The following is a 14098-nucleotide window of genomic DNA, read 5'->3' as shown; positions in this document are numbered from 1 at the left end:
TCCTGCGATAATCTCGCACTCCATACTGGCGGCATAGAAGTATAGGCTATAGCTAAGTGAAAATGTTAACCTCAAAACATACAAAAACATCTCCGAAAATCAGTCGGAGATGTCTTTTTGTCTTACAAATTCTTTTTCTTTTTAGCTTTTTTGGTTAGGGCAAGATCACAATTTTCAATGTTTGAAATCAGGTGATTCGTCAATTGGAAGTCGTCCACTTGGGGATTCAAGTCCACTTCGTAGACCAGTTGCATGATTTCACCTCCACCTGTGGTATTAAGGGAAATCAAGTCACATTCACTGGTGAAATTGAGCAAGGCTTTAGTGATTTTTTGATCAATCAAGTCTTGGTAGGGGACGTTAATGGTCAGGAGTCTACGACGTTGGTTGTCAGTACGACTTTGACGATTTTCTAAAAGAAGCCAAACAGCTAGAAGGAAAATGGTAAAGAGGACAGCCAGTAAGAGATAGCCTGTCCCAGATGCCAGACCAATAATCATGGTCATGAAGACAGCGATTAGTTCTCTGGAACCACTAGTCGCTGAACGAAAACGAATGAGACTAAAGGTCCCTGCCACGGCGATAGAGGTCCCCAAACTACCATTAACAAGGAAGATAACTAGGGTCATCAAACATGGAAGCAGGGTCAAACTAATAACAAATTCTCTGGTGTAGAGGGTCCGGTATTTGTAAGTCCAGGTTAGAGCCAATCCTAAAACAAGGCTGACCAGTAAGGCCAGCATGAGTTGAAGAGGACTAGCGGTTGCTGTCGCATCATTAAAGATAGAATTGAAGAGATTAGACATAGGCGGCAGCTCCTTTTTCTTGAACTGGATGTGGTCCGTAGTCTAGACCTTGAGACTTATGATAGGCGCAGCTATATTTTGAGAATTTTTGCTCTTCCAAACCATGTTTGTCTAAGATAGCTTGAAGCCAGTCTGGTTTTTGCCCAGGTGCCTTAATTTCCATGATTATCGTATCTTCATCTAGAAGGGGAGAACCATGATTTCCCTTAAAGAGACTGACGTCTTCATCACGGTAAGTCAGATTTTGGTCAAGGGTAACACGAACTTTATTGTAGGCATAGCCTTCGATAGTCTCTTTTTCTTTCATCGAAAAACGGTCGTAGTAGATATACATACGAGGTTTGAGCCCCTCATCGTAGCGTTGACGTAAGTGGTGGATATCCTGTAATAGCTGGCGGTCAGTGATTTGACCATGGTTCTTACCGTCTGTCAGCAAGTTAGTGATGGCAAGTGGAGTTGAAACAAGACGAAACTTATGACCGATTCCTTCATCATCTTTGGCTTTTACCTCTAAAAAGACCTTACTATCAATTTTGGGATTGGCTAGGTAGGTACGCATGCGGATTTTCTCTTGACGGTGATTACCATCTAAGGCATCTTGGATGACGTCAAAATTATCCGTATCAAAGTAAATATTTGAAATGGTAGATGTCGGATAATCATCCTCTACCAAATACTCCTTAAGATCAGTGAGCAGGTCTTCAAGATTTTCCTTTGAGACCACATATTTTGTTTCAATACGTTTAAAACGTGTTTCCAATTGTTTAATCATGAAAAAACTCCTTTTATAGATAAGATACAAAGCCGTAAAGCAACTCCCAGGAAAATAGGGGGACCAGCCGCAGGAGTTTATCTCCAAGCAGGGCCCATCTTTTTCCCCCGAGTTGTAGGCGTGTTCAATTAGATAAGATACAAAGCCGTAAAGCAACTCCCAGGAAAATAGGGAATTTATTGTAGAAACATCTATTTCCAAACAGTCGACTTATTGTTTTAATTCTTTTTTTATAGTAGAAAAGTTGAGCGAAAATGTACTATTTCTATATAGCACTTACTTGCTCGCCTATTAGTCTATGGGACTTTTCTGAAAGAAGTCCTAAGCCAAACTTTCACCAAACTTAACTTAAGATAAATTTTAGTTAACCTTTAGAAATGTTTTAGGTAAGTCCCGTAAACTGTAATCATCCAAACGAACACGAGAGGAAATAATATGAAATCAAAAAAACTAAAAAAATGGACGACTTTATTAACTTGTGCGACTGCCCTAACAGTCATGACAGCTTGTAGCCAATCAAGCAGTCAGTCAACTGGGACGACGTCAAGCACGACATCAAAAACAAGTGCTGTAACAGCAACGACCAGTAAGAAAACAAATAAGAACAACAACAGCAACAGCAACTATTTTACTTCTAAAGATTCTGATACCTCTTATAACGAAAGCTCAGCTACTAAGATTAAGTTATCAGGCTCATCTGCGGATGTTTCAGGTGATGGTGCAGCCCTATCAGGTTCAACTGTAACCATCTCTAAAGCAGGGACCTACGTCATTTCAGGAAAATCCGACGGTGTGCAAATCAAGGTAGACGCTGGTGATTCAGACGATGTCCATATTGTTTTGGATGGTGCTACCATGACAAATACAAATGCAGCAATCAATGCCACAAAAGCTGGTCATGTCTATCTGACACTTAAAGATGGCACTACAAACACACTTTCTGATTCAAGTTCTAATAGTGATGAAGATGCGGATGCTGTGATTTTCTCTAAAGGAGATTTGACCATTAACGGTACAGGCACCCTAAACATTGATGCCAAGAAAAACAACGGTATTAAAGCCAATGACAGCCTTCATATAACTGGCGGTACCTATAAGATTTCCTCAGTCGGTGATGCCTTCAATGTCAATGATGAACTCAATATCACAGGAACAACTATGACCATTGAAGCGGAAGAAGATGGTGTCAAGGTCGACAATGATGACGACACCTCAGTAGGTACCATGTATCTGTCTGACAATACCATGACCATCAAGGCTGGTGACGACGGTATTCATGCGTCCGGCGACCTGATTATTGATAGTGGTACTTACAAGGTTGAAAAATCAACTGAAGGTATCGAAGGTAAATCTGTGACCATCAATGGTGGAAATATAGATGTCTATGCGACGGATGATGGTGTCAATGCGGCCAATGCTAATGCCAGTCAAAGTGAGATTTTCTTCAAGATGACCGGTGGAACCCTAAATGTTGAGGTTGGTGAGGGTGATACAGATCCAATTGATTCTAACGGCGATATTATTGTATCGGGTGGAACAATCAATCTGACTGGTCAGTCTGGCTTTGACTTCGATGGTTCAGCGACCTATACCGGTGGTGACATTACTATCAATGGTGAAAAACAAACTAAGATTGAGAACTCAATGCCTGGCGGCGGAGGCCCTCAAGGTGGCGGTGGTCCCCAAGGTGGTGGGCAACCAGGTGGCTTTGGAGGAGGTCACTAAAGAGTCATAGGATGAAACAGAAAGGAAGTGCCTATGTATATTATTATTCCAGCTTATGAACCAGACAAACGCCTGATTCAGGTGGTTCAAGATATTACCATAAAACTCCCTAAAGCCCGTATTATTGTTGTTAATGATGGGAGTGGCCCAGGCTATAACGACTATTACGACGAAACGGCTTTTATTGGAGCGACTGTCCTTACCCATCCTGTCAATAAAGGAAAGGGAGCTGCTCTTAAGACTGCTTTCGCTTATATTCAAGAAGAAGTAGTCGGTCAGCACCTTTCGGCTCAACCTATAGTCACAGTTGACAGTGATGGTCAGCACCTGATTAAAGATATTGTCCGTGTGGCCAAGGCAACCGAGGAAAATCCAAGCCATCTTATCTTAGGTGCGCGTGCCTTTGTTGGTAAGGTACCAGCACGTAGTCGCATCGGCAACAAGGTGACTGCAGGGCTCTTCCATCTGGTAACTGGTCAGAAGGTAACAGATACTCAGACAGGACTTCGAGGCATGTCAACCGACCTGATTCCATGGCTTCTTAACCTGGACGGCAATCGTTTCGAGTATGAGTTTAATATGTTGCTTGAAGCCAAAAAATCAGGCCACCAAATCTCTGAAGTCCCTATCGAAACCGTTTATCTGGAGGAAAATAAAAGTTCGCACTTTCGGCCCATTCGTGATTCCATCCGTATTTACAGCCCTTTTTTAAAGTTCTCTGGCACGGCCGTCTTGGCCTCAGTCATTGATGCAACAGCCTTATTTGTGCTCTTTGCCTTGACGAAAAATCTGCTCCTTTCGGTCGTGCTAGCTCGTGTGATTTCGGCTTCCAGCCAGTGTTTGCTGAACGCCAATGTGGTCTTCAATCCGACAAGCTCTCTCTTTAGATCGAGTGTTCGTTACTTTATGTTGGTCTTGGTCCTCCTGGCCTGTAACTATTTCTTACTTAGTAGTCTAGTTGCTATTGGTTTAGGACTGGTTCTGGCAAAATTAGTCACAGAAACCTTGCTCTTTTTAGTTAGCTACAGGGTCCAACATAACGTCGTTTTTGCTTAATAGCTGACTTTTAAATTGCTACTGATTGAATAGAGATAGCTTATTAAATTACCTCTAAAAACTTTCCTAAAAATAGAAAAAGACTACCGTTTTCTACATTCGGTAGTTTTTAATATTTGTCGAAATGTTAATCAATTTACAATATGATTAAAAAATGAAATGATTTGATAAAGACTCTGGTTGACTGAAAAAAATATGCTATAATGAAATTGTTTGAATTATGTAGATTTTATTCAAACTAGGAAAATGAAATGAGGACCTAAAATGGGAAAAAAGGTACATTATAAGCTTCACAAAGTTAAGAAGCAGTGGGTGACGATTGCCGTCACTTCGGCAGCACTTGCCTCTATCGTAGGTGGTGCTACAGTTGCCAATCAAAAAGTTTCAGCTGATGAAACAACTAAACCAGTTGCCTCTACGACAGCTGAAAGCGATGTTGTCGTTGAAACGCATGAAGTAGCCGCTCCTGCAGCAACTGCTACGACAGATGCGACAGCAACAACAACTGACAAGGCTGCTGATGCTGCAACAGTCGAAACTCCTGCGGCAGCAACCACTGCAGCAGATACAACTACTAATACTGCAACACCAGTAACAACAGATCGTGCAGCAGTAGCAAATGGTGCGACAACAGAAACACCAGCTGCAGCAGCGACAGATACAACGCTTACAGTAGCTGAAAAACCAAAATCTGGTGTTACTGAAAAAGAAGAAACAGCCGCACTCTCTTTGGACAACATCAAACAAGTTGATGGTAAATACTATTATGTCAAAGAAGATGGTTCATACAAAACAAATTTTGCTGTTTCAGTTAATGGCCAGTTGCTTTACTTCGGTAAAGACGGTGCTTTGACAAGCACATCAACACACTCATTCACACCAGGTACAACTAATCTAGTTGATGCTTTCTCTTCACATAACCGTGCTTACGATTCTAAGAAAGAAAGCTTCGAGTTGGTAGATGGGTACTTGACACCAAACAGCTGGTACCGTCCAGTTACTATTTTGGAAAATGGTGAAAAATGGCGTGTATCAACTGAGAAAGACTTCCGTCCACTTTTGATGGCATGGTGGCCTGATGTAGATACACAAGTTGCCTACCTCAATACTTTCTCTAAACACTTTAACCTTAACGCAACTTATTCAACTAGCCAAAGTCAATCTGAATTGAATGCAGCTGCTAAGACAATTCAAATTAAGATTGAACAAGAAATTTCAGCTAAAAAATCAACTGAATGGCTTCGTCAAGCAATTGAGTCTTTTGTAAAAGAACAAGACCAGTGGAATACTACAACTGAAAACTATACCCTTGCTGACCACCTTCAAGGGGGAGCTCTTCTTTATGTCAATAATGATAAGACACCTTGGGCAAATTCCGATTACCGTTTGCTTAACCGTACACCAAGTAACCAAGATGGTTCTCTAAATGGTACAGGAAGATACTTGGGTGGTTATGAATTCCTACTTGCCAATGACGTTGATAACTCAAACCCAGTTGTGCAAGCTGAGCAGTTGAACCAAATTCACTATCTTGTGAACTGGGGATCAATTGTTATGGGTGATAAGGATGCTAACTTTGATGGTATCCGTGTTGATGCAGTTGATAATGTTGATGCAGACCTTCTCCAAGTTTATACAAACTACTTCCGCGCAGCCTTTGGTGTGGATAAATCTGAAGCTAATGCACTCGCTCACATTTCTATCCTTGAAGCTTGGGATTTAAATGATAATGATTATAATCAAAAACATGATGGTGCAGCCCTTGCCATGGATAATAACCTTCGTTATGCAATTATGGGTGCACTTTATGGTTCGGGCTCTTCATTGAAAGATTTGATTACTAGCAGTTTGACAGACCGTACAAATAATAGTAAGTATGGAGATACACAAGCTAACTATATCTTTGCGCGTGCTCATGATAACCTTGTTCAAGATATCATTCGTGATATTGTTCAAAAAGAAATCAATCCAAAATCAGATGGTTATACCATGACTGATGCTGAATTGAAACGTGCCTTTGAAATCTATAATGAAGATATGAAGAAGGCAGAAAAACGTTATACTATTAACAATATTCCAGCCGCCTATGCTTTGATTCTTCAAAATATGGAGCAGGTAACTCGTGTTTATTATGGAGATCTTTATACGGATAACGGCCAATATATGGCTACCAAGTCTCCTTACTACGATGCTATCACAACACTCTTGAAGAACCGTATGAAATATGTTTCAGGTGGACAATCGATGAAAGTCGACACGTTCAATGGAAAAGAAATCTTGTCATCTGTTCGTTACGGTAAAGATATTATGACTGCTGACCAAACTACGGGTGTAGCAGAAACAAGTAAACATTCTGGTATGTTGACCCTTATTGCCAATAATCAGGATTTCTCATTGGGTGATGGTACTTTGAAAGTTAACATGGGTAAACTTCATGCTAACCAAGCCTACCGTCCATTACTTCTTGGTACTGATAAGGGAATTGTCACTTACGAGAATGATGCAGCTGCAGCTGGAAAAATTAAATACACTGATGCTGAAGGGAACTTGACTTTTAGTGGAGATGAAATTAAGGGGTATCGAACTGTTGATATGAGAGGTTATCTTGGTGTATGGGTACCAGTAGGTGCACCTGATAACCAAGATATCCGTGTTAAAGGTTCAGATAAGAAACTTGACAAGACATTTTCTGCTACTGAAGCATTGGACTCACAAGTTATCTATGAAGGTTTCTCAAACTTCCAAGATTTTGTTGAAAAAGATAGCCAATATACTAATAAATTGATTGCAGAAAATGCAGAACTCTTCAAGTCATGGGGAATCACATCATTCGAGATGGCTCCTCAATTTGTATCGGCTGATGACCGTACCTTCCTTGATTCTGTTATCCAAAATGGCTATGCCTTTACTGACCGATATGACCTTGCCATGAGTAAGAATAACAAATATGGTTCTAAAGAAGATCTTCGTGATGCACTTAAGGCGCTTCACAAGCAAGGTATTCAAGCAATTGCTGACTGGGTTCCAGATCAACTTTACCAATTGCCAGGACAAGAAGTTGTAACAGCAACACGTGCAAATAGTTATGGTACTCCAAAGGCCAATGCTTATATCAATAACACTTTATATGTTGCAAATTCTAAATCATCAGGTAAGGACTTCCAAGCTCAATATGGTGGTGAGTTCCTTGATGAGCTCCAAAAGAAATATCCACAGTTGTTTGAAGATGTGATGATATCAACTGGTAAGAAGATTGATCCATCTGTTAAAATCAAGCAATGGTCTGCTAAGTACATGAATGGTACTAATATCCTTGGTCGTGGTAATCGTTATGTTCTCAGTAACGATGCTACTGGTCGCTATTATCAAGTTACTGATAATGGCATCTTCTTGCCAAAACCTTTGACAGACCAAGGTGGTAAGACAGGTTTCTACTATGATGGTAAGGGTATGGCCTACTTTGATAATAGTGGTTTCCAAGCTAAGAATGCTTTCATTAAATATGCTGGAAATTACTATTACTTCGATAAAGAAGGTTATATGTTGACTGGTCGTCAAGATATCGATGGTAAGACTTATTTCTTCTTGCCAAATGGTGTACAGCTTCGTGATTCTATTTATCAACAAGATGGTAAATATTATTACTTTGGTAGCTTTGGTGAGCAATACAAAGATGGTTACTTTGTATTCGATGTACCGAAAGAAGGTACTTCAGAAACAGAAGCTAAATTCCGTTATTTCTCACCAACTGGAGAAATGGCTGTTGGCTTGACTTATGCTGGTGGAGGATTGCAATACTTTGATGAAAATGGCTTCCAAGCTAAAGGTACTAAGTATGTGACTCCAGACGGAAAACTCTACTTCTTTGATAAAAATTCAGGTAATGCCTACACAAATCGTTGGGCAGAAATCGATGGTATCTGGTATGAATTCAACGATCAAGGCTATGCACAAGCTAAGAAGGGTGAATTCTACACAACAGATGGCTCAACATGGTTCTACCGTGATGCAGCTGGTAAAAATGTGACAGGTGCCCTTACTTTGGACGGTCACGACTATTACTTCCGTGCAAATGGTGCCCAAGTTAAAGGTGAATTTGTTACTGAAAATGGCAAGATTAGCTACTACACTGTAGATAATGGTTACAAGGTTAAAGACAAGTTCTTCGAAGTGAACGGCAAGTGGTACCATGCTGATAAGGATGGTAACCTCGCTACAGGTCGTCAAACGATTGACCACCTTAACTATTACTTCAATGCTGATGGAAGCCAAGTCAAATCTGATTTCTTCACTCTTGATGGTGGTAAGACATGGTACTACGCCAAAGATAATGGTGAAATCGTGACAGGTGCCTATAGTGTTGGTGGTAAAAACTATTACTTCAAAGAAGATGGTAGTCAAGTCAAAGGCGACTTTGTTAAGAATGCTGACGGATCACTTTCTTACTATGACAAAGATTCAGGTGAGCGTCTCAATAACCGTTTCTTGACAACTGGTAACAATGTTTGGTACTACTTCAAAGATGGTAAGGCTGTAACAGGACGCCAAAATATCGATGGTAAAGAATATTACTTTGATAATTTGGGACGTCAAGTTAAAGGTAGCCCAATCAGCACACCAAAAGGAGTAGAATACTACGAATCAGTTCTTGGAGAACGTGTGACAAACACATGGATTACTTTCCAAGACGGTACGACTGTCTTCTTCGATGAAAATGGTTATGCTGATTTTGATAAATAAATAATCAATCAATCTAATCTTAATCTGAGAGATTAAGTGAAAAACGATATGATTTGACATGAATTTATAGGTGAAATTTCTTGAAAACGAGAATCGTTAAGAAATTTTGCCTTTTTATGCTCCTTAAAGAAAAAATCTGACAAATATCAATTTTGAGTCAGAATCATTGTAAAAGCTATTGTATCAAGGACTTTGGCGGCTTTTATGAAAAATAGTTTTAGTTATCAAATGATATGAAAATGAGAATTGAAAACCTATGAAATAGGTGTGTTACAAAGTTTTTCTAATATTAATGTTATGTAACATATATTTTATAAAAAAATAATTAATTCGAGAAATAGTTAGAAAATAATGATATAATATAATTGTTTGAAATCGGATAGATTTCAGTCTGATTTTGACAAATAAAATCACGGGGAAAATTATAATGGAAAATAAGATACACTATAAGCTTCATAAAGTTAAGAAGCAATGGGTTACAATTGCAGTTGCTTCTGTAGCACTTGCTACTGTCTTGGGAGGATTGTCTGTAACAACATCTTCAGTTTCAGCGGATGAAACTCAAGATAAGACAGTAACTCAATCAAATTCAGGTACAACAGCTTCTTTAGTTACTTCTCCTGAAGCAACCAAAGAAGCCGATAAACGTACAAATACAAAAGAAGCAGATGTTTTAACACCTGCTAAAGAAACAAATGCTGTAGAAACAGCGACTACAACGAACACACAAGCAACAGCTGAAGCAGCTACAACAGCAACAACAGCTGATGTAGCAGTGGCAGCTGTTCCAAATAAAGAAGCAGTTGTGACAACAGATGCACCAGCTGTTACAACTGAAAAAGCAGAAGAACAACCAGCAACAGTGAAGGCTGAAGTTGTTAATACAGAAGTTAAGGCGCCAGAAGCTGCTTTGAAAGATTCAGAAGTAGAAGCTGCGCTTTCCTTGAAAAACATCAAAAACATTGATGGTAAATATTACTATGTTAATGAAGATGGTTCACACAAAGAAAACTTTGCCATTACTGTAAATGGTCAATTGCTTTACTTCGGTAAAGATGGTGCTCTTACAAGTTCATCAACATACTCTTTCACACCAGGAACAACAAATATTGTTGATGGTTTCTCAATAAATAACCGTGCCTACGATTCATCTGAAGCTAGCTTTGAATTGATTGATGGTTATTTGACTGCAGATAGCTGGTACCGTCCAGCTTCTATCATCAAAGATGGTGTAACTTGGCAAGCATCAACTGCAGAAGATTTCCGTCCACTTTTGATGGCTTGGTGGCCAAATGTAGATACACAAGTTAACTACTTGAACTACATGTCTAAAGTATTTAACTTGGATGCTAAATATTCAAGTACAGATAAGCAAGAAACTTTGAAAGTTGCTGCTAAGGACATTCAAATCAAGATTGAGCAAAAGATTCAGGCTGAAAAATCAACACAATGGTTGCGTGAAACTATCTCTGCCTTTGTTAAGACACAACCACAATGGAACAAAGAAACTGAAAACTACTCTAAAGGTGGCGGCGAAGATCACCTTCAAGGTGGTGCCCTTCTTTATGTGAATGATTCACGTACACCATGGGCGAATTCTGACTATCGTCGTTTGAACCGTACAGCAACTAACCAGACTGGTACAATTGATAAATCAATTCTTGATGAGCAATCAGATCCAAACCACATGGGTGGTTTCGACTTCTTGCTAGCTAATGACGTAGATTTGTCAAACCCAGTTGTTCAAGCGGAACAATTGAACCAAATCCACTACCTTATGAACTGGGGTTCAATCGTTATGGGTGACAAGGATGCTAACTTCGATGGTATCCGTGTCGACGCGGTAGATAATGTCGATGCAGACATGCTTCAACTCTACACAAACTACTTCCGTGAGTACTATGGTGTTAACAAATCTGAAGCAAACGCTCTTGCCCACATCTCAGTCCTTGAAGCATGGAGTCTTAATGACAACCACTACAATGACAAGACAGATGGTGCTGCGCTTGCCATGGAAAACAAACAACGTTTGGCTCTCCTCTTCTCATTGGCTAAACCAATCAAAGAACGTACACCAGCTGTAAGTCCTTTGTATAACAATACTTTCAACACGACACAACGTGATGTTAAGACTGACTGGATTAACAAAGATGGAAGTAAGGCCTATAACGAAGACGGAACAGTTAAACAGTCTACAATCGGTAAATACAACGAGAAATACGGAGATGCGTCAGGAAACTACGTCTTTATCCGTGCCCATGATAACAACGTTCAAGATATTATTGCTGAAATCATCAAGAAAGAAATCAATCCAAAATCAGATGGTTTCACGATTACTGATGCTGAAATGAAGCAAGCCTTTGAGATTTACAACAAAGACATGCTCAGCAGCGACAAAAAATATACCTTGAACAACATCCCAGCAGCCTACGCTGTTATGTTGCAAAACATGGAAACTATCACTCGTGTCTACTATGGAGACCTTTATACAGATAATGGTCACTACATGGAAACTAAGTCTCCATATTACGATACAATTGTTAACTTGATGAAGAGTCGTATCAAGTATGTATCTGGTGGACAAGCGCAACGTTCATACTGGTTGCCAACTGATGGTAAGATGGACAATTCAGATGTTGAACTTTACCGCACAAATGAAGTCTACACTTCAGTACGTTATGGTAAAGATATCATGACAGCTGATGATACAGAAGGTTCTAAATATAGCCGTACTTCTGGTCAGGTAACACTTGTAGTGAACAATCCAAAATTGACTTTGGATCAATCAGCTAAACTTAATGTTGAAATGGGTAAAATCCATGCCAACCAAAAATACCGTGCTTTGATTGTTGGTACAGCTGATGGTATCAAGAACTTTACATCTGATGCAGATGCAATCGCAGCAGGTTACGTGAAAGAAACAGACAGCAATGGTGTCTTGACTTTCGGTGCGAATGATATCAAGGGTTATGAAACATTTGATATGTCTGGATTCGTAGCAGTTTGGGTTCCAGTTGGAGCTTCAGATGATCAAGATATCCGAGTAGCGCCTTCAACAGAAGCTAAAAAAGATGGAGAGTTGACTCTTAAAGCGACTGAAGCTTATGATTCACAATTGATCTACGAAGGATTCTCTAACTTCCAAACTATTCCAGATGGTTCAGACCCTTCAGTCTACACTAACCGTAAGATTGCTGAAAATGTTGATTTGTTCAAATCATGGGGCGTAACATCATTTGAAATGGCACCTCAATTTGTATCTGCTGACGATGGTACCTTCCTTGACTCAGTCATCCAAAATGGTTATGCCTTTGCAGACCGTTACGATCTTGCCATGAGTAAGAACAATAAATACGGTTCTAAAGAAGATCTACGTGATGCTCTTAAAGCACTTCACAAGGCTGGTATCCAAGCAATCGCTGACTGGGTTCCAGACCAAATTTACCAATTGCCAGGTAAAGAAGTAGTAACTGCAACTCGTACTGATGGTGCAGGACGTACGATTGCGGACGCTATCATCGACCATTCACTTTATGTGGCTAACTCTAAGTCATCAGGCAAAGACTACCAAGCTAAATACGGTGGTGAATTCTTGGCTGAACTTAAAGCTAAATACCCTGAAATGTTCAAGGTAAACATGATCTCAACTGGTAAACCAATTGATGATTCTGTTAAATTGAAACAATGGAAGGCTGAATACTTCAACGGAACAAACGTTCTTGAACGTGGTGTTGGCTACGTACTTAGCGATGAAGCAACTGGTAAATACTTCACTGTCACTAAAGAAGGTAACTTCATTCCTCTTCAATTGACAGGTAAAGAAAAGGTTATTACTGGATTCTCAAGTGATGGTAAAGGAATCACTTACTTCGGTACAAGTGGTACACAAGCTAAATCTGCCTTTGTAACCTTCAATGGTAACACTTATTACTTTGATGCTCGTGGTCACATGGTTACTAACAGTGAATACTCACCAAATGGTAAAGACGTTTATCGTTTCTTACCAAATGGTATCATGTTGAGTAATGCCTTCTACATTGATGCTAATGGTAATACCTACCTTTATAACTCTAAAGGTCAAATGTACAAGGGTGGTTACACTAAATTTGATGTTTCTGAAACTGATAAAGACGGTAAAGAATCTAAGGTTGTGAAATTCCGTTACTTCACTAATGAAGGTGTCATGGTTAAAGGTGTTACGGTTATTGATGGTTTCACACAATATTTTGGAGAAGACGGTTTCCAAGCTAAAGATAAGTTAGTAACCTTTAAAGGTAAAACTTATTACTTTGACGCACACACTGGTAATGCTATCAAGGATACTTGGAGAAATATCAATGGTAAGTGGTACTACTTTGATGCAAACGGTGTTGCTGCTACAGGTGCACAAGTCATCAATGGTCAAAAACTTTACTTCAATGAAGATGGAAGCCAAGTTAAAGGTGGCGTTGTTAAGAATGCAGATGGTACTTACAGCAAGTACAAAGAAGGTTCTGGAGAGCTAGTGACTAACGAATTCTTCACAACTGATGGCAATGTTTGGTACTATGCAGGCGCTAATGGTAAGACTGTTACAGGTGCACAAGTCATCAATGGCCAACACCTCTACTTTAATGCAGACGGAAGCCAAGTTAAGGGTGGTGTTGTTAAGAATGCAGATGGTACTTATAGTAAGTATAATGCTTCAACAGGTGAACGCTTGACTAATGAGTTTTTCACAACAGGCGACAACAACTGGTACTACATTGGTGCTAATGGTAAGTCAGTGACTGGTGAAGTTAAAATTGGTGACGATACTTATTTCTTCGCTAAGGATGGTAAACAAGTAAAAGGTCAAACAGTAAGTGCTGGCAATGGTCGAATTAGCTATTACTATGGTGATAGTGGTAAGAGAGCTGTTAGCACATGGATAGAAATTCAACCAGGAGTTTACGTTTACTTTGATAAGAATGGTATTGCTTATCCACCTAGAGTGCTAAACTAATTGATTTAAAAAGGA

The 14098-nt window shown here is 39.6% G+C and carries 6 protein-coding genes; 4 read left to right on the top strand and 2 right to left on the bottom strand.

All coding sequences use genetic code 11. From position 1 onward, the window contains the following. Window positions 1-122 precede the first annotated feature (122 nt). Window positions 123-806: a DUF4956 domain-containing protein gene (locus tag NST80_RS06250; protein WP_183138219.1), complete on the bottom strand. Its 684-nt coding sequence runs from the start codon at window positions 804-806 to the stop codon at window positions 123-125. Next, entirely contained in the window at window positions 799-1578 is a 780-nt protein-coding gene (locus NST80_RS06245; RefSeq protein WP_014633258.1) for a polyphosphate polymerase domain-containing protein, read from the bottom strand. Before NST80_RS06245 ends, NST80_RS06250 begins: the two co-directional genes overlap by 8 nt. A 435-nt stretch (window positions 1579-2013) precedes the next feature. On the opposite strand from NST80_RS06245, the gene NST80_RS06240 reads away from it, so the two are divergent. From NST80_RS06240 to NST80_RS06225, 4 genes are all read left to right on the top strand, one after another. After that, the gene (locus NST80_RS06240; RefSeq protein WP_118171961.1) at window positions 2014-3303 is read left to right on the top strand and encodes a carbohydrate-binding domain-containing protein; all 1290 of its coding nucleotides are present in this window, start codon (window positions 2014-2016) and stop codon (window positions 3301-3303) included. A gap of 33 nt (window positions 3304-3336) precedes the next feature. Next, the gene (locus tag NST80_RS06235; protein WP_118171962.1) at window positions 3337-4359 is read left to right on the top strand and encodes a glycosyltransferase family 2 protein; all 1023 of its coding nucleotides are present in this window, start codon (window positions 3337-3339) and stop codon (window positions 4357-4359) included. A 264-nt stretch (window positions 4360-4623) separates the two neighbouring features. After that, window positions 4624-9099, top strand: coding sequence for a glycoside hydrolase family 70 protein (locus tag NST80_RS06230; protein ID WP_049528834.1), 4476 nt, complete (start codon window positions 4624-4626; stop codon window positions 9097-9099). Window positions 9100-9526: 427 nt separating this feature from the next. Next, entirely contained in the window at window positions 9527-14083 is a 4557-nt protein-coding gene (locus tag NST80_RS06225) for a glycoside hydrolase family 70 protein (RefSeq protein WP_118171963.1), read from the top strand. The last annotated feature ends 15 nt before the right edge of the window (window positions 14084-14098 follow it).

This window comes from Streptococcus sp. FSL K6-1323 (assembly GCF_038630745.1).
GTDB lineage: Bacteria > Bacillota > Bacilli > Lactobacillales > Streptococcaceae > Streptococcus > Streptococcus salivarius_D.
The sequence above is the reverse complement of the archived record's forward strand: the minus strand, read 5'-3'. Positions and strand labels throughout refer to the sequence as shown.

Bases quoted from the DNA above. Each gene is read 5' to 3' on its own strand.
- NST80_RS06235 (WP_118171962.1), top strand. From the start codon at position 3,337: ATGTATATTATTATTCCAGCTTATGAACCAGACAAACGCCTGATTCAG.
- NST80_RS06225 (WP_118171963.1), top strand. From the start codon at position 9,527: ATGGAAAATAAGATACACTATAAGCTTCATAAAGTTAAGAAGCAATGG.
- NST80_RS06240 (WP_118171961.1), top strand. From the start codon at position 2,014: ATGAAATCAAAAAAACTAAAAAAATGGACGACTTTATTAACTTGTGCG.
- NST80_RS06245 (WP_014633258.1), bottom strand. From the start codon at position 1,578: ATGATTAAACAATTGGAAACACGTTTTAAACGTATTGAAACAAAATAT.
- NST80_RS06250 (WP_183138219.1), bottom strand. From the start codon at position 806: ATGTCTAATCTCTTCAATTCTATCTTTAATGATGCGACAGCAACCGCT.
- NST80_RS06230 (WP_049528834.1), top strand. From the start codon at position 4,624: ATGGGAAAAAAGGTACATTATAAGCTTCACAAAGTTAAGAAGCAGTGG.